This is a genomic window from uncultured Sphingomonas sp., from assembly GCF_964237335.1.
Classification (GTDB): Bacteria; Pseudomonadota; Alphaproteobacteria; order Sphingomonadales; family Sphingomonadaceae; genus Sphingomonas.
Genome location: NZ_CAXSHM010000019.1, coordinates 1 through 20510, shown reverse-complemented (window position 1 = coordinate 20510; position 20510 = coordinate 1). Strand labels below are relative to the sequence as shown.

At 71.3% G+C, this 20510-nt stretch carries 20 protein-coding genes, 1 tRNA gene and 1 pseudogene; 14 read left to right on the top strand and 8 right to left on the bottom strand.

Translation table 11 applies throughout. The annotated features are described in order from the left end of the window. Positions 1-105 precede the first annotated feature (105 nt). The 10 genes from ACFE65_RS10865 to ACFE65_RS10820 all read left to right on the top strand — a co-directional run bounded on the left by ACFE65_RS10865 (position 106) and on the right by ACFE65_RS10820 (position 9407). Positions 106-513: a phage major tail protein, TP901-1 family gene (locus tag ACFE65_RS10865; RefSeq protein WP_375382382.1), complete on the top strand. Its 408-nt coding sequence runs from the start codon at positions 106-108 to the stop codon at positions 511-513. Then, positions 510-869 carry a gene transfer agent family protein gene (locus tag ACFE65_RS10860; protein ID WP_375382381.1) on the top strand — a complete coding sequence of 120 codons (360 nt, stop codon included), beginning with the start codon at positions 510-512 and terminating at the stop codon, positions 867-869. The genes ACFE65_RS10865 and ACFE65_RS10860 overlap by 4 nt, the downstream gene beginning before the upstream one ends. Next, positions 866-1156 (top strand): phage tail assembly chaperone, encoded by a 291-nt coding sequence (locus ACFE65_RS10855; RefSeq protein ID WP_375382380.1) that lies wholly within the window; start codon positions 866-868, stop codon positions 1154-1156. The genes ACFE65_RS10860 and ACFE65_RS10855 overlap by 4 nt, the downstream gene beginning before the upstream one ends. Continuing rightward, a complete protein-coding gene (locus tag ACFE65_RS10850; protein ID WP_375382379.1) occupies positions 1149-1730 on the top strand; it encodes a tail tape measure protein in 582 nt (193 codons plus the stop codon). Before ACFE65_RS10855 ends, ACFE65_RS10850 begins: the two co-directional genes overlap by 8 nt. A gap of 168 nt (positions 1731-1898) precedes the next feature. Next, complete coding sequence (locus ACFE65_RS10845; protein WP_375382378.1) at positions 1899-4235, top strand: DUF2460 domain-containing protein; 2337 nt, start codon at positions 1899-1901, stop codon at positions 4233-4235. Further along, positions 4228-5028 carry a DUF2163 domain-containing protein gene (locus ACFE65_RS10840; protein ID WP_375382377.1) on the top strand — a complete coding sequence of 267 codons (801 nt, stop codon included), beginning with the start codon at positions 4228-4230 and terminating at the stop codon, positions 5026-5028. The genes ACFE65_RS10845 and ACFE65_RS10840 overlap by 8 nt, the downstream gene beginning before the upstream one ends. A gap of 26 nt (positions 5029-5054) precedes the next feature. Further along, positions 5055-5435 carry a peptidoglycan endopeptidase gene (locus ACFE65_RS10835; RefSeq protein ID WP_375382376.1) on the top strand — a complete coding sequence of 127 codons (381 nt, stop codon included), beginning with the start codon at positions 5055-5057 and terminating at the stop codon, positions 5433-5435. Beyond that, entirely contained in the window at positions 5435-7594 is a 2160-nt protein-coding gene (locus tag ACFE65_RS10830; RefSeq protein WP_375382375.1) for a phage tail protein, read from the top strand. The genes ACFE65_RS10835 and ACFE65_RS10830 overlap by 1 nt, the downstream gene beginning before the upstream one ends. 12 nt (positions 7595-7606) lie before the next feature. Continuing rightward, the gene (locus ACFE65_RS10825; protein WP_375382374.1) at positions 7607-8110 is read left to right on the top strand and encodes a DUF2793 domain-containing protein; all 504 of its coding nucleotides are present in this window, start codon (positions 7607-7609) and stop codon (positions 8108-8110) included. 172 nt (positions 8111-8282) lie between these two features. Next, a complete protein-coding gene (locus tag ACFE65_RS10820; RefSeq protein WP_375382373.1) occupies positions 8283-9407 on the top strand; it encodes an OmpA family protein in 1125 nt (374 codons plus the stop codon). A gap of 180 nt (positions 9408-9587) precedes the next feature. On the opposite strand, the gene ACFE65_RS10815 is transcribed toward ACFE65_RS10820, so the two are convergent. Further along, positions 9588-10349 carry a YgfZ/GcvT domain-containing protein gene (locus ACFE65_RS10815; protein WP_375382372.1) on the bottom strand — a complete coding sequence of 254 codons (762 nt, stop codon included), beginning with the start codon at positions 10347-10349 and terminating at the stop codon, positions 9588-9590. Between the two features lie 23 nt (positions 10350-10372). Between ACFE65_RS10815 and pyrC the strand changes: the two genes are divergently transcribed. Further along, entirely contained in the window at positions 10373-11419 is a 1047-nt protein-coding gene (gene pyrC, locus ACFE65_RS10810; RefSeq protein ID WP_375382371.1) for a dihydroorotase, read from the top strand. 163 nt (positions 11420-11582) lie between these two features. Here pyrC and ACFE65_RS10805 read toward each other — a convergent pair whose 3' ends face one another. Continuing rightward, positions 11583-12428: a DUF1134 domain-containing protein gene (locus tag ACFE65_RS10805; RefSeq protein WP_375382370.1), complete on the bottom strand. Its 846-nt coding sequence runs from the start codon at positions 12426-12428 to the stop codon at positions 11583-11585. Between the two features lie 144 nt (positions 12429-12572). Between ACFE65_RS10805 and ACFE65_RS10800 the strand changes: the two genes are divergently transcribed. Then, positions 12573-12665: transfer RNA gene (locus ACFE65_RS10800), tRNA-Ser, on the top strand. A gap of 27 nt (positions 12666-12692) precedes the next feature. On the opposite strand, the gene ACFE65_RS10795 is transcribed toward ACFE65_RS10800, so the two are convergent. Then, positions 12693-14150, bottom strand: coding sequence for a glycosyltransferase family 2 protein (locus ACFE65_RS10795; protein WP_375382369.1), 1458 nt, complete (start codon positions 14148-14150; stop codon positions 12693-12695). Positions 14151-14228: 78 nt separating this feature from the next. Between ACFE65_RS10795 and ACFE65_RS10790 the strand changes: the two genes are divergently transcribed. Then, positions 14229-14807 (top strand): cytochrome b, encoded by a 579-nt coding sequence (locus ACFE65_RS10790; RefSeq protein WP_375382368.1) that lies wholly within the window; start codon positions 14229-14231, stop codon positions 14805-14807. A gap of 166 nt (positions 14808-14973) precedes the next feature. On the opposite strand, the pseudogene ACFE65_RS10785 reads toward ACFE65_RS10790, so the two are convergent. Next, positions 14974-15201 (bottom strand): annotated as a pseudogene (locus ACFE65_RS10785) (reverse transcriptase-like protein); the annotation flags it as partial. Positions 15202-15342: 141 nt separating this feature from the next. On the opposite strand from ACFE65_RS10785, the gene ACFE65_RS10780 reads away from it, so the two are divergent. After that, positions 15343-15798, top strand: coding sequence for a DUF3617 domain-containing protein (locus ACFE65_RS10780; protein WP_375382367.1), 456 nt, complete (start codon positions 15343-15345; stop codon positions 15796-15798). A 10-nt stretch (positions 15799-15808) separates the two neighbouring features. Here ACFE65_RS10780 and ACFE65_RS10775 read toward each other — a convergent pair whose 3' ends face one another. From ACFE65_RS10775 to ACFE65_RS10760, 4 genes are all read right to left on the bottom strand, one after another. Then, positions 15809-17308, bottom strand: coding sequence for an efflux transporter outer membrane subunit (locus tag ACFE65_RS10775; RefSeq protein ID WP_375382366.1), 1500 nt, complete (start codon positions 17306-17308; stop codon positions 15809-15811). Continuing rightward, complete coding sequence (locus ACFE65_RS10770; protein WP_375382365.1) at positions 17305-18459, bottom strand: HlyD family secretion protein; 1155 nt, start codon at positions 18457-18459, stop codon at positions 17305-17307. Before ACFE65_RS10770 ends, ACFE65_RS10775 begins: the two co-directional genes overlap by 4 nt. Positions 18460-18468: 9 nt before the next feature. After that, on the bottom strand, positions 18469-19998 hold the full coding sequence (locus ACFE65_RS10765) for an MFS transporter (RefSeq protein WP_375382364.1): 1530 nt from the start codon (positions 19996-19998) through the stop codon (positions 18469-18471). A gap of 105 nt (positions 19999-20103) precedes the next feature. Beyond that, positions 20104-20510: methionine adenosyltransferase domain-containing protein (locus ACFE65_RS10760; protein ID WP_375382363.1), on the bottom strand; the 407-nt coding region annotated here is incomplete at its 5' end.

Here is a 20510-nt window from a genome sequence, read left to right as displayed (position 1 = left end):
GCAGCGGCTGGTCCGGCCGACGGGTCGGCATCGCCGAACCCGATCGACGTCACGGCGGCGGCTTTGCCGTCGCCATTGCCTCAAGAGTTCACAAGGAGAACAGACATGCCTGTGGAAAAAGGCTCCGCCTTCCTGCTGAAGGTGGGCGACGGCGCGTCGCCGCCCGCGTTCGCAACGGTGGCGGGGCTGCGCACGACGCAGCTATCCGTCAACGGCCAGGCGGTCGAGGTGACCAGCAAGGATTCGGGCGGCTGGCGGGAGTTGCTGTCGGGGGCGGGTGTGCGATCGGTCAGCGTGGCGGCGGCGGGGGTGTTCACGGGCTCGCCGGCGGAGGTGCGGGTGCGCGGGAGCGTACTGGCCGGCACGGTCGACGATTACCAGCTGACCTTCGAGAGCGGTGAGACGATGACTGGGCGGTTCCTGGTCACCCGGCTCGATTACGCGGGCGATTTCAACGGCGAGCGGTCCTATACCCTCGCGCTGGAGAGCGCCGGGCCGGTGGTGGCGGCATGAGCGGCGGGGCCAATCCGGCGCCCGCCAATCCGGCGCCCGCCAATCCGGCGCCCGCTAATCCGACAAGGGGCGAGGCGTCGCTGCGCATCGCGGGCGAGACGCTGGTGATGCGGCCGAGCTTCGCCGCGCTGGTCGTGGCGGAGGGCGAGCTCGGCCCGCTGTTCGCGCTGGTGGAGCGTGCCGCCGAGGGCCGGCTGTCGCTGGCGGAGACGGCGGCGCTGTTCTGGCATTGCCTGCGCGATCCGCCGGCGGGGCTGAGCCGAGAGGCGCTGGGCGAGGGGATTGCGAGCCTGGGGCTGGCGGCGGTGACGCCGGTGCTGCGCGTGCTGCTGGGCCAGATACTGGCGGGGCGATGAAACCGCCCCGCCCGGCCGGCGCGCTACCCGGCGCGTTCGACGTCACGGTCGAGGGCCCGACCGTCACCTTCGCCGCGGCGGCCGCGCGGCTGGCGGGCGCGGCGGGGGCGCTGCTCGGCTGGCGGCCGGGCGAGTTCTGGGCCGCGACGCCCGCCGAACTGGCCTGCGTGATCCGCGCGCTGGCCGGCGATGGGGCGGGGGATGAGGCTGGCGGCAAGGCGCCGCCCGCCACTCCACCCGACGCTGGCACGATCCGACGATTGATGGAGGCTTTTCCCGATGGATGAGGAAATCGAACGGCTGGTGATCGGCGTGCGCGCCGACACCGCGGGCTTCGCGCGCGACGTGGCGAGCATGAAGAGCTCGCTCGGCGACGGGCTCGGGTCGGGCGCGGACGTGGCAGGTCGCGCGATCGAGACGTCGCTGCTGCGCGCGGTCAAATCAGGCAAATTGGGCTTCGACGACCTGCGCAAGGTGGCGCTGTCGGCGATGGACCAGATCGCCGCGGCGGCGCTGAAGGGCGGCATCCAGTCGATCCTGGGCGGCGGGACGGCCAGCGGTGGCGCGGGCAGCCTGCTGACGGCGGCGGCGGGGTTGCTGACCGGCCTGCCCGGCCGTGCGACCGGCGGGCCGGTGTCGCCGGGGCGGGCGTACATGGTCGGCGAGCGCGGGCCGGAGCTGTTCGTGCCGACGAGCAGCGGATCGGTCGCGGCGGCGCCGTCGGGGTCGGGGTCCGGGTCGGCGCGCGACGTGCGGGTGGCGATCAGCGTGCAGGCGGGCGCGGGCGAGGCCCCGGCCGCGCTGCAACGATCGAGCCGCCAGGTCGCGCGCGCGGTGAAGGCGGCGCTGGCGGGGGTTTGAGGGGACCCCTCCCGTCACCCCGGACTTGTTCCGGGGTCCAGGTTTCCACGAGGGCTGGCCCTCGACGTCGATGCGTGTCGCTCGGACCGCGCTGGACCCCGGAACAAGTCCGGGGTGACGAACGGGTGGGATCGTCTGCGCTCACCCAAACGAGAAAGGAGCCACTACATGCCCTATTGGCTCGCCCCATCGCGTCGCGGCCAGGAGACCGGCGTCATCCAGCGTTTCGACCCGCGTTTCTGGACCGTCAACTTCCCGCGCCCGATGATGGCGGCCGTCACCACCACCGCGCCCGACGCCCCTTCGACAGGCTCAGGACAGGGGTTGCGCGTCGATGCGGTGTTCTATCGCGGGTCGGACCTCGCCGGGCTGATCTGGGAGTCGGCGGATCGCTTCGATCATCCGCTGCTGGCCTATGAGACGGCGCGCGACTTTCGCGGGTGTCGGCTGTCGTTCCGCTGGCGCTCGGGCGGCGTCCGGCCGCTCGATGCGGTGAACGGCCCGGTGCTGACGATCGAGGGCCGCGACGCGTCGGGCACGGCGAAGGCCTGGTACGTGCGGTTGTGGAACTATGCCACCGGATCGCCGGAGGATGCGGCCGTGACGATCGACTTCGCAGGGCTCGACGGCGGCTTTCTGCTGCCGGGCGAGGCGGAGCCGGTGTGGGCGGGCGACGTCGACCGGATGTTCGTGTCATTGGTGGCGCCCGGCTACGACGGCACCGATGCCCCTCTGTCGGCGCCCGCCGAGGGCTGGGTGGAGCTGACGGACATGCGCTGCGACGGGCCGGGCGCGGTGCTGGCGATCGGCGACGTGGTGGTGCCCGAGCACGAGCTGTCCATCGCGAGCGGCTACGACGATAGCTACAATGTGACGCCGGCGCGATTGCTGCGCAACGCGCTACAGCTCGGCTATCGCGGCGCGATCTGCCACTATGTCGGCATGAGCCACTACCTGCGGCTCGAGGCCAACTCCGGTGGCTGGTACGCGAGCCTGGCCGGTGGCCCTTCGACAGGCTCAGGACAGGCCGTCCTCAACGTCGCGGCATCGGCGTGGCACCGCGACTTCGCAGCGCGGGCGCGCGAGCTGGGCTACGACATCATCTGGTCGGTGTCGTACGAGCTGCTCGACCAGCATTGCTGGGGGGACTGGAAGCAGCGCGCCGCCGACGGGTCGCCGGCGCTGACCGGCTGGGTGCCGCCCTCCACCTTGCTGTCGCCCGCCAACGATGCGGCGATGGGCTATCTTCGGCAGGTGGCGGCGGCGTTCCTTGGCATCGCCATCGCCGCTGGGCTCGCGCCCAAATATCAGATCGGCGAGCCATGGTGGTGGGTGGGGGCCGATGGCGCTCCGTGCATGTGCGATACGGCCGCGGTAGCGGCGTTCGCGCCGGTGCCGATCGCGAGCGTGCGGGGGCCGCTGGACGAGGCGCAAACAGCGAGCCTCGATCGGGCCGGCGCGTGCCTCGCCGCCTCCACCGCCGCGCTGGTCGCCGCGGCGCGGGCGGCGGCGCCGGGATGCGTCGCGCACCTGCTGACGTATCTGCCCGGCGTGCTCGATCCCGCCGCGCCCGAGATCAGGCGCGCGAACCTGCCGACCGGCTGGGCGGCGCCCGCGTTCGATGTGCTCCAATTGGAGGATTACGACTGGGTGACGGCCGGGAACACGCCCGCGACGCGCGAGGGTGTCGCCGAGGCGGGCGCGCGGCTCGGCTATCCGGCGGCGGCGCAGCATTACCTGTCGGGCTTCGTGCTCGCACCGGCGGATCGCGCGCAATGGTACCGGATCGAGGCCGCCGCGCAGGTGGCGCTCGCGCGCGGCGTCGGCGCGGGGTTCGTCTGGGCGCTGCCGCAGGTGATCCGCGACGGCTTCGTGCACTGGAGTTCTTTGGGGACAGGGGAGGATGACGTGCAGGCGTTCGACGACGTGGACTTCCCGCTGGCGCTGGGCCGCGAGGCGGAGGTGGCGCCCGCCTTTTCCACCGCGATCGTGACGGGCGCGGGCGGTGCCGAGCGGCGCACCGCGAGCTGGGCGCAGGCGCGCGCGAGCTACGACGTCGGGCCGGGCATCAGGAGCGAGGCGGACATCGCCGCGCTGCTCGCCTTCTTCCGTGCCCGCATGGGGCCGGCGCGCGGGTTCCGGCTGCGCGATCCGTTCGACGCCGCGGCGGCGGGCGAGCTGCTGGGCACCGGCGACGGCGCGACGCGGCGGTTCGCGCTGGTCAAGACGTACGGGGACCCGGTGCGCCGGATCACCCGGCCGGTGGCGGGCAGCGTGTCGGTGAGCATCGGCGGCGTGGCGACGCAGGGCTGGTCGCTCGATCCGGGCGGCTGGGTGGTGCTGGATGCTCCGCCCGCGGCCGGCGTTCCCGTGACCGCGAGCTTCGCGTTCGACGTGCCTGTGCGCTTCGCCGAGGACAGGCTCTCCGTCAGCCGCGCGACCTTCCTGGCGGGGCAGGCGCCGTCGGTGCCGCTGATCGAGCTTCGGGAGGATGGCGATGAGTGACGTGCTCGACACTATCGCCCTGTGCTGGCGGCTGGAGCGGCGCGACGGGATCGCGATCGGGCTGACCAGCCACGATCGCGACCTGACGATCGATGGCCTCCTCTATCGCGCCGCGCCGGGCATGACGCCGTCGGCGGTGAAGCGGTCGGACGGGCTCGACGCCGATACGATGGACGTCGCGGGCGCGCTGACCGGCGCCGCGATCGGTGAGGCCGACCTGCTCGCCGGCCGCTGGGACGGCGCGCGCGTCGTGCTGTTCGCGGCGGACTGGACCAGCGAGACGCCGCCGGTGCCGCTGGGCGCGGGCACGATCGGCTCGGTGGAGACGAAGGACGACGGCTTCACCGCCGAGCTCCAGGGCATCGCCGCCGCGCTCGCCCAGCCGGTGGTCGAGGAGACGTCGGCCGAGTGCCGCGCCGAGCTGGGCGACGCGCGGTGCCGGGTGGCGATGGCGGGTCGGCGGCGGTTCGCGCGGGTGATCTCGGTCGAGGGCGCTGCCGTGACGCTGGACGCGGGCGAGCCGGGCGCGAACGCGTGGGGCTGGGGACTGCTGCGCTGGCTGGGCGGCGGCAATTCGGGGCTGGAGAGCGCGGTCGCGGCGTCGGACGGCGCGACCGTCACGCTGCGCCGGCCGCCGGTGTACGCGCCCGACGCGGGCGCGCTCGTCGAGATCGTCGAGGGCTGCGACAAGAGCTTCGCCACCTGCCGCGACCGGTTCGCCAACGCGGCCAATTTCCGCGGCGAGCCGTTCCTGCCGGGCATCGACCTGCTCACGCGATATCCGGGAGCATGAGCCCGCCCCCGCCCGCAAGGGCCATTATGGTCTTGGACCGAGCGCGGTCGGTACTCGGCGTGCGGTTCCGGCCGCAGGGGCGCGACCCTGCGTTCGGGCTCGATTGCGTCGGGCTGGTCGCCTGGGCGACGGGGTTGGACGCGGTGCCGGCCGACTATGCGCTGCGCGGCGGCGACGCGCACGCGATCGCGGCGCTGGTCGACCGGTTCGCGCGGCGGGTGGACGCGGCGGAGCCGGGCGACGTGCTGCTGCTCGCCGCCGGCGCCGCGCAGTTCCACCTCGCCGTGACGACCGGCGACGGCGTCATCCACGCCGACGCCGCGCTGCGCCGCGTCGTCGAGCGGCCCGGGCCGCCGCCCTGGCCGGTGCTCGGCATCTGGAGGCTCAATCCTGAGAGGATCGACTGATGGCGACGATTGTCCTGACCACCGTCGGCGGGATCGTCGGCGGCCCGATCGGCGCGGCGATCGGCGGCCTGCTCGGCCAGGCGGTCGACCGCGACCTGCTGTTCCGGCCCGCCGGCCGACAGGGCCCGCGACTGACCGAGCTGTCGGTACAGACCTCGTCCTACGGCACCCAGCTGCCGCGCGTGTTCGGCACGATGCGCGTCGCCGGCTGCGTCATCTGGTCCACCGACCTGATCGAGAGCCACGCGACCAGCAGCTCGGGCAAGGGGCAGCCGAGCGTCACCAGCTACAGCTATTCCGCCTCGTTCGCCGTCGCGCTGTCGGCGCGGGGCGTCGTCGAGGTGCGGCGTATCTGGGCGGACGGCAACCTGTTGCGCGGCGCGGGCGGCGACTGGAAGAGCGACGTCGGCGCCTTCCGCCTGCACATCGGTGACGAAGACCAGCCGCCCGACCCGCTGATCGCCGCCGCCGAGGGCCAGGCGCCCGCGCATCGCGGGCTCGCCTATGCGGTGTTCGAGCAGTTGCAGCTCGCGGACTTCGGTAACCGCATCCCATCGCTGACCTTCGAGCTGGTCGCGGAGGCCGATCCCGTCACGGTGGGCATGATCGCCGCGGAGCTCGGGGGCGGCATGGTTGATGGCTCCGGCGCCGACATGCCGCTGATCGGCTTCTCCGCCTATGGCGACAGCATCCGCGCGACGCTGGAGACGCTGGCTGACGCGTGCGGCGGCTGGTGGGCGCCCGGGGACGCAGGCGTGGCGCTGCGCTGCGCGGGCGAGCCGGTGGCGACGCTGGCCGACGCGGGCATCGCGGCGGGTTCCGCAGGAGAGGCGCGCGGCGCGCGGCGCACCCGCAGCCTCGCCGCGATCGAGAGCGTGCCGCGCACGGTGACGGTGACGCATTACGACCCCGACCGCGACTATCAGGCCGGGCTGCAGCGCGCGCGCCGGCCCGGCGCCGGCGCGACCGACAAGCGGCTGGAGCTGCCGGCGGTGCTGTCGGCCGATGACGCGCGCGGCGTGGCGGAGGCGGCGCTCGCCCGCGCGGAGGCGGCGCGCACCACCCGCACGATCGCGGTCGGCGCGGAGGCGATGGCGATCGTGCCCGGCGACGTGGTGGCCATCGACGAGGCGGGGAGCTGGCGCGTGACGGACGCCGCGCTGGAGGCGATGGTGGTGACGCTCACCCTCGTGCCGTTTTCCCCCGCATCCCAGTCCGTCGCCACAGCGAGCAGCGGGCGCGTGCTGGCGCAGGCCGACGCGCCGATCGGGCGGACGCTGCTGGTCGCCGCCGAGCTGCCGCCGCTGGACGGGACGACGCCGGACGTGGCCTGCGTGACGGTGCTGGCGAGCGGGACCGGCGCGGGCTGGCGGCGCGCGGCGCTGATGGTCTCCACCGATGACGGCGGACATTGGACGGACGCGGGCGTCACCGCCGCGCCGGCGACGCTGGGCACCGTCGCGGTCGCGCCCGGCGCCGGCCCCGCGACGGTGTTCGACCTCGTCGCGACCGCCGAGGTGACGCTCGCCCGGCCCGACATGGCGCTGGTGAGCGCCGACGACGCATCGCTCGACGCGGGCGCCAATCTCGCGCTGCTCGGCGACGAGCTGGTCCAGTTCGGCCGCGCCGAGCAGATCGGCCCCGATCGCTGGCGGCTATCCCGGCTGCTCCGCGGGCGACGCGGCACGGAAGGCTCGATCGGGACCGCGCAGGCGGAAGACCGGTTCGCGCTGATCGAGGCGTCGGCGGTGACGGGCATCGACCTGCCCGCCGGCCGCATCGGCGGCGCCGTCCGGGTGATGGCGATCGGCGTCGGCGAGTCGCAGTCGCCGGTCACGGCCGGTCTCGTGCTGACGGGCGCCTCCACTTGCCCGCCATCGCCGGCGTGGCTGCGCGCCGAGCGCGTCGCGGGCGGGGTGCGGCTCGGCTGGGTGCGCCGCAGCCGGGCCGGCTGGCGCTGGATCGACGGCGTCGATGCGCCGCTGGTCGAGGAGACGGAAAGCTATCGCGTCACCGTCGGCGGTGTCGACCAGATCGTGGCGGCGCCCGATCTGCTGCTGACCGACGCGGCGGCGCTGCCCGGCACGATCGTCTCCGTCCGCCAACAGGGCACCAACGGCGAGTCGCCGCCCGCCACCATCGCCTTGCCACCATTCTGAGAGGGACCATCCATGACCGACACCACCGCGCGCCTCGCGCTGCCGCTGCTCCAGCCGGGGCAGGCGCAGAAGGAACTGTTCCACGATGAGGCGCTGACGCTCCTCGATCTCGCCGTCCAGCCGGTGGTGGAGGCGGTGGGCCTCGATACGCCGCCCGCCGATCCCGTGCCCGGGCAGGCGTGGATCGTCGGCACCGCGCCGGCCGGCGACTGGGCAGGACAGCCGGGTGCGCTGGCCGGCTGGACCGAGGGCGGCTGGCGATTCATCGCCGCGATCGACGGCGCGAGCGTCTGGAGCCGGGCCGATCGCTGCCGTGCGCGGCACGACGGCGGAGCATGGGTGGTCGGCGAGGCGCGCGTGCGGCACGTATCGGTCGGGGGCGTTCCCGTGCTCGGCGCGCGGGCGGCGGCCGTGTCCGATCCGGCTGGCGGCGCGACGGTCGACGCGGAGGCACGGGGCGCGGTGGCCGGCATCCTGGCCGCGATGCGGGCGCACGGACTGATCGAAGGCGGTTGATCGATGCGGGTTGATCGATCGGGGCCGATGGCTAAGTGCCAAGAGGCTTTCGTCGCCGGACGTGTCCTTTGTGTCACAGGACGGGGCATTTGTCGTATTGCGACGAAACCAACCATTGGGTAGGGGGTTTGCGCAGTCCTGACTGAAACAATCCAATAGAAAGGGGACCATGATGCGGAAGCTTGCCGTTATTCTGGCGCTTGCCTCAACCGCTCTCGCCTCGCCCGTACTTGCTCGTGACAAGGCCTGGTATGTGGGCGCCGAGGGCGGCGCGATGCTTGTGGAGGATATCCACTACGACATCGGTGGCGTGAAGAGCGCGTCTGCCGTCGATCACAAGTACGGCTACGATGTAGACGGCACGGTCGGTTACGACTTTGGTCCGTTCCGGGTCGAGACCGAAGTTGGCTACAAGTCGGCAAAAGTGAACGGCTATCGCAGCACCACCACCACGACGCCGATCTATGGGGCGAACGGTGTGCTGGGGACTGCGGCCGCCGGATCCTATCCCGGTGCTCGCGGACGCGACACTGCGCTCAGCTTCATGGTCAACGGTCTTCTCGACTTCGGCGATGACGATTCGCTCCAGGGCTTCGTCGGCGGCGGTGTCGGCGTCGCGCGTATTCAGGAGCGTCTGGACCTCAGCCAGTATGGCTACTTCCTGCGCGACTCGGATACGGTGTTCGCCTATCAGGGCATCGCCGGCATCCGTGCCCCGCTGACGTCGCATATCGACGCGACTCTGAAGTACCGCTTCTTCACGGCGCAGAACGATCATCTGATCGACGTGACGAACCGCACCTTCTCGGGTCGGTATCGGACGCACAGCATCCTGGGTGGCCTGACGTACAACTTCGGCGAGCCGCCGGCTCCGCCGCCCCCGCCGCCCCCGCCGCCGCCTCCCCCCCCGCCTCCGCCGCCGCCCCCGCCGCCTGTCGCGCCGGTCTGCTCGCCGGGACCGTTCATCGTGTTCTTCGAGTGGGACAAGTCGGACATCACGCCTGAGGCGTCCTCGATCCTCGACAACGCGGTGTCGCAGTATCAGAGCTGCAACAACGCGCAGGTGATGGTCGCCGGCTACGCCGATCGCTCGGGTGCCGCATCGTACAACGTGGGGCTGTCACAGCGTCGCGCCAATTCGGTGAAGGGCTATCTCTCGTCGCATGGCGTGACGGACGGCGCGATCCAGACGCAGGCCTTCGGCGAGACGCATCCGCGCGTCGAGACCGCCGATGGTGTGCGCGAGGTTCAGAACCGCCGCGTGGAGATCACCTACGGTCCGGGTTCGGGCCAGTAATCTCCGGCTTCACGGCCGAATGCAAAACAGGGGAGGTCAGCGTAAGCTGGCCTCCCTTTCTTGTTGGCGCAGCGTATCGTCCCGGCGAAAGCTGCGATCGAATCAGGCTTACCCATCACCTCCGTTGGTGCTGAGCCTGTCGAAGCACCTGCCTCCGAGGTAACGTGGCGAAACGTGGTGTCAGCCCTCGTTGCCGGCCATCGCGACAAGCGCAGGTTGCAACCACTCGGGCACGATCGCGTCACCCAGCGCATCGATCCGGCGATGCTCGACGATCAACCCCAGCTCGGGATAGGCCACGCGGGTCCGCTCGCCCTCCGGCCCGATCGGCGCCACCACCAGCCGGCGCGACACCTTGGCGCGGTGGTGCATCCGCGCTGTGTTCTCCTGCCCGACGTAGCAGCCCTTGGTGTAGCTGACGCCGCCGAGCTCACCTGCGTTGCATTCCAGCCACAGGGTGCGGTCCTGGCCGAGCTCCGCCACGCCCTCGGTGACGCCCAATGCGAGACGATGCGCGTGCCAGCCGGTCGCCGCCGCGCCGCTCGCCCCCAGCCAGCGCCAACCTAATGCCGCGAGCCGCGGGTCGGGGACCTGGTCCAGCCCGGCATCGGGCGACCAATGAACCGCCAGCGCGACCGGCTCGATCGTCACCGCCCGGCGAAGGCGATACATCGCCAACCGCCGCGCGATCGCGTCGGCCTGCGCGGCCTCGACATCGAGCAGCAACGCCTCGCCCGCGTCCCACAGGATGAAGTCGAACAGCGCCTTGCCCTGCGGCGTCAGCAGTCCCGCCCATCGCGGCGCACCCGGCCTGACGGCGGCGACGTCCTGCGTGACGAGCCCCTGCAGAAACGGCCGCGCCTCCGCGCCGTCCAGCCGCAGCACCGCCCGATCCGCTAGCATCGTCGGCTTCGCCAGCATCGTCGGGGTGGTCTCGTCCATCCTCCCCAAGTAAGCATCGCGCCATGCAAACTGAACCCCGGACGCTCACGATCCGCCGGCCCGACGACTGGCACCTCCACCTGCGCGACGGCGCGATGCTGCGCGCGGTCGCCGGCTACAGCGCGCGCCAGTTCGGGCGGGCGATCGTGATGCCCAATTTGTCGCCGCCGGTGACGACCATCGCCGCCGCGCAGGCGTACCGCGACCGCATCGTCGCCGCGCTTCCCGCCGGAACGCGCTTCACGCCGCTGATGACCTGCTACCTCACCGACGACACCGATCCCGCCGAGATCGCGCGCGGCGCCGCCGAAGGCGTGTTCACCGCCGCGAAACTCTACCCCGCCAACGCCACGACCAATTCCAGCCACGGCGTCACCGACGTCGCGCGGCTCGCGCCCGTGTTCACCGCGATGGAGCGCGCCGGCCTCGTCCTGTGCGTCCATGGCGAGGTGACCGATCCGGCGGTAGACGTCTTCGACCGCGAGGCGGTGTTCCTGGACCGCGTGCTGGCGCCGTTGATCGCCGACTTCCCCGGCCTGCGGATCGTCCTGGAGCATGTCACCACCGCCGAGGCGGTCGCGTTCGTGCGTGCCGCGGGCCCGCACATTGCCGCGACGATCACGCCCCAGCATCTCCACCTCAATCGCAATGCGCTGTTCGCCGGCGGGCTTCGTCCGCACGCCTATTGCCTGCCGGTGCTCAAGCGCGAGCGCCACCGGCTGGCGGTGCGCGCGGCGGCGGTGTCGGGCGATCCGTCTTTCTTCCTGGGCACGGACAGCGCGCCGCATCTGGCGTCGGCGAAGGAATCCGCCTGCGGCTGCGCAGGCATCTTCAGCGCCGCCTTCGCGCTCGAAACCTATCTGGCGGTGTTCGACGAGGAGGGTGCGCTCGACCGGTTCGAGGGTTTCGCCAGCGAACATGGCGCGCGCTTCTATGGCCTGCCGTTGAACGACGGAACGGTGATGCTGGTGCGCGACGGCGGGGAGGTGCTGGCGGCGGTGGAGATGGATGAGGGGCCGCTGGTGCCGTTCCAGGCGGGCGAGCGGCTGGCGTGGCGGATGGTGGGGTGATGGCATCATCCCGGACCTGATCCGGGGTCCCGCTGGCGACGGTCGGAGCAAGCAGCGGCCCGTCATGGGAGTAAAATCCCATGACGTCGGACGGGTTCGCTCGCGCGACCCGCCGGCCGGGCTTGCGCGAGTTACACGGGCGTAGCCGCGTGCCGCGCTGCACCTAAAACGGCAGCCACTTCGATTTGCGGGTGAACCTCATGTAGCCGACGTTGAGCCCCGCGCGCCAGCCGACGCCCAGCCGTACCGGGATGATGACGACATGCCCCCAGCGCAGGTAGCTCGCCGAGAAGCCGCCGACCGCGTACAGATGCCCCTCGCCCTGCGGGAAGCGGTGATAGAGCTCCGCGCTGTCGTAGAGGTTGTAGACCAGCACGAACACCTTGTTCGCGTCGCCGCCCAGGTCCAACCCCACCGACGGTCCGGTCCAGTACACCGGCATCTGCCCCTCGATCTTGTGGGTCATCATCCCCGAGCCATAACGCAGGCCCACGACGACCGCGCCCGACGCCTCGCGCCCGGCGATATAGGCATTGGGCTCGCCCTGGCCCTTCAGGATCTTCTCGATGATGCCGGCGAAGCCCTGCGCGCCCTTGCCGAACACGCCCTCGCCCGCGCCGATCAGGTCGTCGCGGTGGAAGGTGGCGTCCGCGCCGCGCGTCGCGTCCGCGCGCTGCTCCTGCACGGGCTCGGACGGGCGATAGCCCGACTGTCCGGCGTCCGACGATCGATACGCCGGGGCAGGGGTGGCCTGCGCCTGCGGATCGGGGCCGGGTGCGCCGTCCGCGACCGGCGCATCGGTATCCACCGCGGTATCCGCCGCCTGCGCCGCGCGCGCACGAGACACGGTGGCGCGCACGGGCGCGGAGGACCGCGATCCCGACAGGTCCTGGTCGATCGCCTGATTGGGATCGACGGTACGCACCTGCGCTCCCACCGGCCCCACAAGGCAGGTTCCCACCAAGCAGGTGACGGCCATGACGCCCGCGATCCATTCCGTCCTGCGCATGCCCGTCACCCCCACCATCGTTGGCCATGGTTAACCCGCTTGCCCCTTGCGGGGCAATGAACGGATCGCGGGCGAGCCCGATTAAGCAGCCGGAGCCTCATTGATCCCGCCGCACGTCGCGGTTATAGCCGTCGCAGCCAAGCCGGAGATGTGGGTGAGTGGCTGAAACCAGCGGTTTGCTAAACCGCCGTACGGGGTTTACTCGTACCGAGGGTTCGAATCCCTCCGTCTCCGCCAAGCCGGCACCAGAAAACCGCCGCCGATTTAACGCGAGGTGGCCATCTCGGCATCATCGCCGAATGCGGTGCGGGAGGATCGGCTCCAGTTCTGCCGTCCGCGCAGGAACGCGACCCAGCCATAGATGGCGCCGGCGTGGCGCAGCAGCTGGAAGGTGAAGGGCTCCAGGACCGCCGCGGCGATCGCAGGCCCGAGTGCCAACCCCTCGCGTCGGCCCGTCCAGCGCTTGTAGATGCCCAGCGACCAGAGGTGGAAGGTAAGGTCGACCGCGATCTTCGCGATCATCACCAACAGGATCGGGAACGCCAGCACGAACCGTCCGGTCGCGATCAGGCCCACGAGGATCGCGAACGCGCCCAGCCCATAGATCGGCTGCATCGTGTCGAGCGCCTTCACCGGCAGCATGCGGGTGCCGAGCCGGCCGTAGCGGGGGGCGCCGACCATGTCGCGGTTCCAGTGCTGGGTCTGCAGGAACCCGCCGAACCAGCGCTGGCGCTGTTTGAGGAAGGCGCGGACGCCGGCGGGCGCATCGGTGCGCGCGACGGCGCCGCCGACGACGCGCACCCGCCAGTCGAGCCCGGTGTCGGCGGCGTGGCGGTGGAGGCGGTGGATGAGCTCGTAATCCTCGACCAGGCAATCGGGGTCGAAGCCGCCGACGGTCAGGACCGCGTCGCGCCTGAACGCGGCGAACGCCCCCGAGACGAGCAACAGGCTGTCGAGCCGCATCCAGGCGTCGCGCGACAGGAAGTTGCGGACGTATTCGTACGACTGGAACCACTCGAACAGCCGCTCCTTCAGGCTCGGCCCGCAGATCGGGATGAGGACGCCGGTGGTCGCGACCAGCTCGGGCTCCGCGGCGAACGCGGCGCGCATCGCGGCGATGGCGCCCCGTTCCAGCAACGTATCGGCATCCACCGTCAGCACGACATCCGTCGCGATCCGCTCGAGCGCGGCGTTGAGCGCCCGCGCCTTGCCGCCGTGGGGCAGCCGGAGCCATTGCAGCCTGGTCGACCGGACCGCGGTCGACGCGATCATGCCGAGGTCGGCTTGTTCGATCCCGTACGCGTCCAGCAGCGCCGCCGCCGTTCCGTCGCTGGAACCGTCGTCGGCGATCAGGATGACCTCGGGCGGTTCCTCCTGCGCGAGCAGCCGATCGATCGTCTGGCGGATGATGCGCCCCTCGTCATGCGCGGCGACGATGACGCCGAAGCTTGGGCCGGCAGCGCCAAAGAGAGTAGTCCCGGCGGCCGGACCGCCGCGCAGGTCACGGATCTGCCAGGCGGTGAAGACCAGCAGCACGGTGTCGTACAGGATGTAGGCGATCCCGACGGACCATATCGCCAGCCCCTGCCGCAGGAACGCCTGGAGGAGGAGCACGACGAAGACCACCGGCACGCAAAGCCCGATCAGCCGGCTGCTCCACGGAATCCGCCGCGGCGTGTAGCGCGGCGATTGCAGGTGCAGGGTGGCGGTAAGGGATGGCATGGCGACGCCGTACCGGCAGGAGCGTGAACCTGCTATGGCCGAACGATCGTCCGCGGGACGGACAGTGGGAGGGAAGGTTTGCCGGTTATCAAGCGTTATTCGGGAGTGGCCATCGCCTTCCACTGGCTGGTCGCCGCGGGGATCGTCGCCAACGTCACGCTGGCCTGGGTATGGCCGCATCTGGCCGACGCCAGCGTGCGACCGGCGATCGACACGCACAAGTCGATCGGCATCACCGTGCTGGGCCTGGCGGTCATGCGCCTCCTGTGGCGGCTGACGCATCGTCCGCCGGCGCTGCCGACCAGCTATCAGCGCTGGGAGATCACCGCTTCGCACGCCACTCACATCCTGCTGTACGCGCTGATCTTCGCGATGCCGTTGAGCGGGTGGATCATGGATTCGGCGTGGAAGGACGCTGCGACCCATCCGATGCAGCTGTTCGGTCTGATCGGCTGGCCGCGGATCGGCATCGTCATGCGTCTGGACCCCGCGACCCGCGACCATGTCCACGATCTGTTCGGCGCGGCGCATGTCTGGCTGTCATACCTGCTCTATGGCCTGTTCGGGCTGCACGTCGCCGGCGCGCTGAAGCACCAGTGGCTGGACCGGGAACCGGAGCTTCAGCGGATGCTGCCCGGGAGGCCATATCGGAAGTGACCGCGGCGCCGGCGGCCTGATCCGACGCGCGGAGGGTCGAGGCTGTCGTCGCCATGCCGACGAAGTCCGGCCGATCGGGCAGGCGATCGAGCGCCACGCCGGCCGGATTCTTGGAGCGCTTCACCCATTTGAGGTGAAGGCGCGGGATCGCGGCGGCGGCCTGCGCGAACGCCAGCCGATACGCGCGCAGGCGATCGTCGCGGGGCGATCGGCGCCCGAGCGCCTGCTCGATCACCGTGGCGGCGTCGCCGATCAGCAGGACGTCGCTCGCGCCGAGCACGATTGCCAGATCGACGGCATGGCGCAGCGCCAGCCACTCGGCGATGCCGCTGTCGCCGTCGCCCAGATCTCGCCGGACATGCGCCACGCCGCGGGCCACGACTGCCGTCTCCATCGCGCCGGGGTTGGGCCGGCAACCGCCGTCGAAGAAGATCGTCAGGCGGTCGCGTCGGGCACCCATGCGCCGCCGCTGCGCTGAACGAGCGGCGGCGGCAAGGGCGTTGCATGCCGCACGTCGGCAGTCCACGGTCGCGCGATGCGCAACCTGCTCTTCCTCACCCTCCTTGCGACGCCCGGCGTCTCGGCCGCCCAGGCGATCCAGCCCGGCCGATGGGACGTGGTGTCGACGATGGCCGACCTTGCCGTGCCCGGCGCGCCGGGGTTCATCGTCCGGATGATGAAGGGCAAGTCGAAGGCCGAGCACAAATGCGTCACGCCGGACCAGGCGAAGACCGGTGTCGCCGCGCTGCTGGCGCCCGATCCCAAGGCGCAATGCCATGTCGACAGCCTCCAGATCGCCGGCGGCCGCTATGCGCAGACGCTCACCTGCCCGCAGAAGAAGGGGCCACCGATGCAGCTCAGCCGGTCGGGGACCTATGACGCGGCGGGCTTCGCCGGCCGGGTGAAGCTGGCGGGACCGACGCCCAAGGGACCGATGACGGCGACGATCGACCAGCGGACGACGCATCTGACGGGTACCTGCCGGGGCTGACACGCCGTCGCTATCGCGGCGGCCCTGCCGCGGTACGAGCCGCGCCGGCACCCTTGGCGTCGACCGCGACCGGCGGCAGCGTTTCCCACCCGCCGCCGAGCGCGCGGTACAGGTCGATGAGACGCAACGCGAGATCGGCCTGCGCCTGGGCGACCGTGTTCTCGCCCTGCAATATGCCTTCCTGCGCCGCGATCACGTCGAGCAGCGAGGTCGTACCCTGCCGATATTGCTGGTCGGCGGCCCTGAGCGCGCGCGCGTCCGCCTCGCTGGTCGACGCCGCGGCGACGCGGCGGTGCTGCGCCTCGGCATAGGCGACCATCGCATTGTCGACGTCGTGCCACGCCTGGAGCACCGTCTGGCGGAACTGCAGCGCCGCCTCGCGCTGTTGCGAGCGGCGCAGGCGCAGCGTGCCCGTCAGCCGCCCCCCCTGGAAGATCGGCAGGTCGATGCTGGGGCCGATCATGAACTGGCGGGACGCGGCGTCGAAGAGGTTGCCGAGATGCAGGCTCTCGAACCCGAAATTGCCGCCCAGCGAGATGTCCGGGTAGAAATTGGCGACCGCGACGCCGGTCTCGGCGGTGGCGGCGTGGAGCCGAGCCTCCGCCTCGCGCACGTCCGGGCGGCGGCGGGCGAGATCGGCGGGCAGGCCGACCGGCACCGTCGGCGGCACGAAGGGCAGGGGGCCGACGCGCGTCAGCTCCGCCGTCAGCGTGCGCGGGGGCTCGGCGAGCAGCAGCCCGAGCGCGTTGACCAGCCGTGCCTCCTGGCTGCGCAGCGTCGGCAGGTCCTGCGCGATGCCGAGCCCCTGCGCGTCCGCCTGCGCGACGTCGAGCGTGGTGGCGACACCGTCGGCGAAGCGGATGCGGACCAGCGCGCGGCGGCGGTCGGCGATGGCGAGGTTGCGTTCCAGCACGCCCTGCTGCGCCTGGAGCAGCCGGAACTGGACATAGGTCTGCGCGAGGTCGGCGATCGCGGAGAGCGCGAGCCCATGCCGCGCCTCCACCGCCGCCTCCGTGTCGGCGTTCGCCGCCTCCACCGCGCGGCGCACCCGGCCGAACAGGTCGAGCTGCCAGCTCGCCGACACCATCGGGCGGAACAGGTTGAACTCCAGTGGCGCGCCGGGCGCCGGCACCTCCAGCGAGGCCATGCCGTTCCTGCTGATGCGATCGTGCTGCGCGACGCCACCGACGTCGATGTGCGGCAACCCCTGCGAGGCGACGACCCGGCGCTCCGCCGCGGCCTGCTCGATCCGCTCGGCCGCCTGTTGCAGGTCTAGGTTCTGCGTGGCGAGCCGGCCGACGAGCGCGGTCAGCTCGGGGTCGGCGAACGACGTCCACCAGTGCGTGTCGACCTCGGCGGCGATCGTGTGGCTGGCGACGTCCGCCGGCGTCGATCCGAACGCAGGCGGCGCGTCGACATGGGGTCGCTCGAAGGTCGGCCCAACGGTGCAGCCGGCGAGGAGCAGGGCGAGGCCGGGGTGACGCGGAAAGGACCGGAACCGCCCCCTCACGGCGCCGTCACCCGTCCGGTCCGGTGCGCCTGCATGCCGACCACATCGTCGAGATGGGTGTCCACCGTCACCTCCACAGACATGCCGGCGCGCAGCAGCCGGGCGAGCGGCTGGTTGTCGTTCACCGCGATCTTGATCGGCAGGCGCTGGACGATCTTGGTGAAATTGCCCGTCGCGTTGTTGGGCGGGATCGGCGAGAAGGTGGCGCCAGAGGCGGGCGGCAGGCTGTCGACATGGCCTGCGAGATCGATGTCGTAGGCGTCGACATGGATGCGCGCCGCCTGGCCCGGCCGCATGTGCCTGAGCTCCAGCTCGCGATAGTCGGCCATCACGAACACGGCGTGGAGCGGCACCACCATCATCATCGGCACGCCCGGCGCGACCTGGTTGCCGACCTGGACCGTCTTCTGCGCGACCGTGCCGTCGATCGGCGCGACGAGCCGCGTGTAGCCGATGTTCAGCTCCGCCTGACGGACGCTGGCGTCGTCGCGGCCGACCTGCGCCACCGCCGCCTCGCGATCGGCGACCAGCGCGTCGAGCTGGTGGCGCTGGCCCGACAAATCCGCCTCGGCCTGCGCGAGCGCGGCCTGCGCCTGGCGCAGCGACGCGTCCGCCTGCTGATGCTGCTGGAACGTGCCCGCGCCCGTGTCGGCGAGGTCCGCATAGCGCGCCTGGTCCGCGCTCGCGAGCGACAGCCGCGCCTGCGCGCTCGCGACCTGCGCGGAGGCCTGGCGGATGGTGGAGGGCTGGCGGGCGATCTGCGCGTCGGCCTGGTGGACACGCGCGCGATCGGCCTCGCGCGTCGCCCTCGCCTGGTCGAGCGACGACTGATAGTCGCGCGGGTCGATCGTCGCGAGCAGCTGGCCCGCGCGCACCGGCTGGTTGTCGTCGACAGGGACGCTGGCGATCTGCCCCGCGACGCGCGGCGCCACCATCGCGTAATGCGCGGTGACATAGGCGTCCTCGGTCTTCACCTTCTCGTGCGGCGCGAGGACGAGGACCAGGATCGCCGCGACGAAGACGACCACCACCAGCCCGGCGACGATCCACGGCCATTTCGCCTTGGGCTGCTGGTTCTCGTCGTCCTTCTTGGCGTCGCCTTCGCCCTGTCGCTCGCCATCCTGCTTCTGCTGTTCGGGATCGTCGGCCACACGGCGCTCCTAGTTACCGGCGAGTTCGATGCGCGGCGGATAGGTGCGCGTCGGGATCAACGCCAGCGCGATCAGCAGCACGACCGCGAGCGACCCCAGCAGCACATAGCTGTCGATCGCCGTCAGCGTCGCCGTCTGCCGCGCCACCTCGGCGTTGATCGCGACCAGCGTCGGATCGGGGCCGCCCGGCTGGCCGGCAGGCAACAGCCCCAGTTGCTCCAGCGTCAGGCGGTTCTGCCCGATCAGGTCGACGATCCGGTCGCGGTGCAGCCCGCCGCGCCAGCGGACGATCAGCTCCATCGCCCACACGCCGATCCCCTCCGCCACCGCGCGCGGCGTGTTGACCAGCGCCGAGCCATACGGGCCTTCGTCCGGCTTGAGCGCGTTGGTGGCCATCATCAGGATCGGCATGACGACGAACGCGAAGCCGACCGACTGGACGAGCTCCCAGACATAGAATTGGTCGCGGTTCCAGCTCGAGGTGAGGTGCGCCGCGCCGAAACAGGCGACGAGGATGAGGAGATAGCCCGCGGCGTTGATCCAGCGCGCGTCGACACGGGCATGGTCAAGGATCCAGGCGGTGAGGGGCAGCAGCACGAACTGCGGCAGCGCGACCGTCAGCGTCACCTCATGCGCCTGCAGCGGCTTATACCCTTGCGTCTGCGTCAGGAACTGGAGCGGCACCGAACTGGCGGTGAGCGCCAGGATCAGGAAGACGAGCAGCCCGACGACCGGGTAGAGCAGGTTGCGCCGCGCGAGAAGGCCGAAGCGGAACAGCGGCACCGGCGCCACCCGCTCCCACAACACCAGCATGGGCAACGTCACCAGCGCCAGTGCCGTCAGCATCACGATCAGCGCGGAGTTCCACCAGTCGAGCCGGTCGCCCTGTTCGAACACGATCGTGAGGCTGCCCCAGCTCGCCGCGACCAGGCAGAGCCCGATCCAGTCGAATTGCCGGAGCCGGTCATATTGCGGCGGCTCCTGCGGCAGGCCCCACCAGACGCACGCGGCGGCGACCGCGCACCAGGGCAGCGGTTGCAGGAACACGAAACGCCAGTCCTGCACGCCGTCGATCCACAGCGCGGCGAAGCTCGTCGCGAGGTTGGGGGTGATGGTCGCGGTCAGGGCATAGACGGCCAGCGCATAGAGCCGGATCGCCGGCGGCACCGACCGGAGCGCGACCGTCAGGATCAGCGGGATGGTGAAGCCCGATCCGACGCCCTCCACGAAGCGCAGGATCAGCACCGACGCGCCCGTCGAGCCGCCCAGCGCCATCAGCAAGGCCGGAAAGCAGTTCATGAACACCGCGAACAGCGCGAAGCGGCGGAACGAGAATCCGATGCCGAGCGACGGCGACGAGCACATGCCCAGCACCTGCCCGGTGATGAACAGCGTCTGCAGCCACGTCGCGGTATCGTTGGACAGGCCGATGTTGCCGGCCACGTCGCTCAGCGCGATGTTGAGGACCGCGTCGTTGAGCTGCGCGGCGATCGCGGCCAGCACGATGCCGAACAGGCCGATCGCGGGGCGAAGTTCCATCGCGTTACCTTAGGCACCGATGATGCCCCAATCGCAACCAATGATGATCCGGCGGCGATCGTCCGCTCCCTCGGGAGAAGCGATCGCCGCCGGAGGACCGAAGCCTCAGCCCGCGAGCGCGGCCTTTAGTGGCTCCACCAGGTCGGTCTTCTCCCAGGTGAAATGGTCGCCCTCGGGCTCGCGGCCGAAATGGCCGTAGGCAGCGCTCTTCTTGTAGATCGGCGCGTTGAGCTTCAGATGCTCGCGGATGCCCTTGGGCGTCAGGCGGACGAGCTTGGGCAGCACCGCCTCCAGCGTGCCCTCCTCGACGCTGCCGGTGCCGTGCAGGTCGACATAGACGCTCAATGGCTCGGCGATGCCGATCGCGTAGGAGAGCTGGATCGTGCAGCGCCGTGCAAGGCCGGCGGCGACGACGTTCTTGGCCAGATAGCGTGCGACATAGGCGGCCGAGCGGTCGACCTTGGTCGGGTCCTTGCCGCTGAACGCGCCGCCGCCGTGCGGGGCCGCGCCGC

What these genes read in the sequence shown, in the direction of transcription:
- ACFE65_RS10820 (WP_375382373.1), top strand. Translation starts at nt 8,283, where the DNA reads ATGCGGAAGCTTGCCGTTATTCTGGCGCTTGCCTCAACCGCTCTCGCC.
- ACFE65_RS10805 (WP_375382370.1), bottom strand. Translation starts at nt 12,428, where the DNA reads ATGCGCAGGACGGAATGGATCGCGGGCGTCATGGCCGTCACCTGCTTG.
- ACFE65_RS10860 (WP_375382381.1), top strand. Translation starts at nt 510, where the DNA reads ATGAGCGGCGGGGCCAATCCGGCGCCCGCCAATCCGGCGCCCGCCAAT.
- ACFE65_RS10855 (WP_375382380.1), top strand. Translation starts at nt 866, where the DNA reads ATGAAACCGCCCCGCCCGGCCGGCGCGCTACCCGGCGCGTTCGACGTC.
- pyrC (WP_375382371.1), top strand. Translation starts at nt 10,373, where the DNA reads ATGCAAACTGAACCCCGGACGCTCACGATCCGCCGGCCCGACGACTGG.
- ACFE65_RS10845 (WP_375382378.1), top strand. Translation starts at nt 1,899, where the DNA reads ATGCCCTATTGGCTCGCCCCATCGCGTCGCGGCCAGGAGACCGGCGTC.
- ACFE65_RS10795 (WP_375382369.1), bottom strand. Translation starts at nt 14,150, where the DNA reads ATGCCATCCCTTACCGCCACCCTGCACCTGCAATCGCCGCGCTACACG.
- ACFE65_RS10835 (WP_375382376.1), top strand. Translation starts at nt 5,055, where the DNA reads ATGGTCTTGGACCGAGCGCGGTCGGTACTCGGCGTGCGGTTCCGGCCG.
- ACFE65_RS10765 (WP_375382364.1), bottom strand. Translation starts at nt 19,998, where the DNA reads ATGGAACTTCGCCCCGCGATCGGCCTGTTCGGCATCGTGCTGGCCGCG.
- ACFE65_RS10825 (WP_375382374.1), top strand. Translation starts at nt 7,607, where the DNA reads ATGACCGACACCACCGCGCGCCTCGCGCTGCCGCTGCTCCAGCCGGGG.
- ACFE65_RS10840 (WP_375382377.1), top strand. Translation starts at nt 4,228, where the DNA reads ATGAGTGACGTGCTCGACACTATCGCCCTGTGCTGGCGGCTGGAGCGG.
- ACFE65_RS10830 (WP_375382375.1), top strand. Translation starts at nt 5,435, where the DNA reads ATGGCGACGATTGTCCTGACCACCGTCGGCGGGATCGTCGGCGGCCCG.
- ACFE65_RS10815 (WP_375382372.1), bottom strand. Translation starts at nt 10,349, where the DNA reads ATGGACGAGACCACCCCGACGATGCTGGCGAAGCCGACGATGCTAGCG.
- ACFE65_RS10850 (WP_375382379.1), top strand. Translation starts at nt 1,149, where the DNA reads ATGGATGAGGAAATCGAACGGCTGGTGATCGGCGTGCGCGCCGACACC.
- ACFE65_RS10780 (WP_375382367.1), top strand. Translation starts at nt 15,343, where the DNA reads ATGCGCAACCTGCTCTTCCTCACCCTCCTTGCGACGCCCGGCGTCTCG.
- ACFE65_RS10865 (WP_375382382.1), top strand. Translation starts at nt 106, where the DNA reads ATGCCTGTGGAAAAAGGCTCCGCCTTCCTGCTGAAGGTGGGCGACGGC.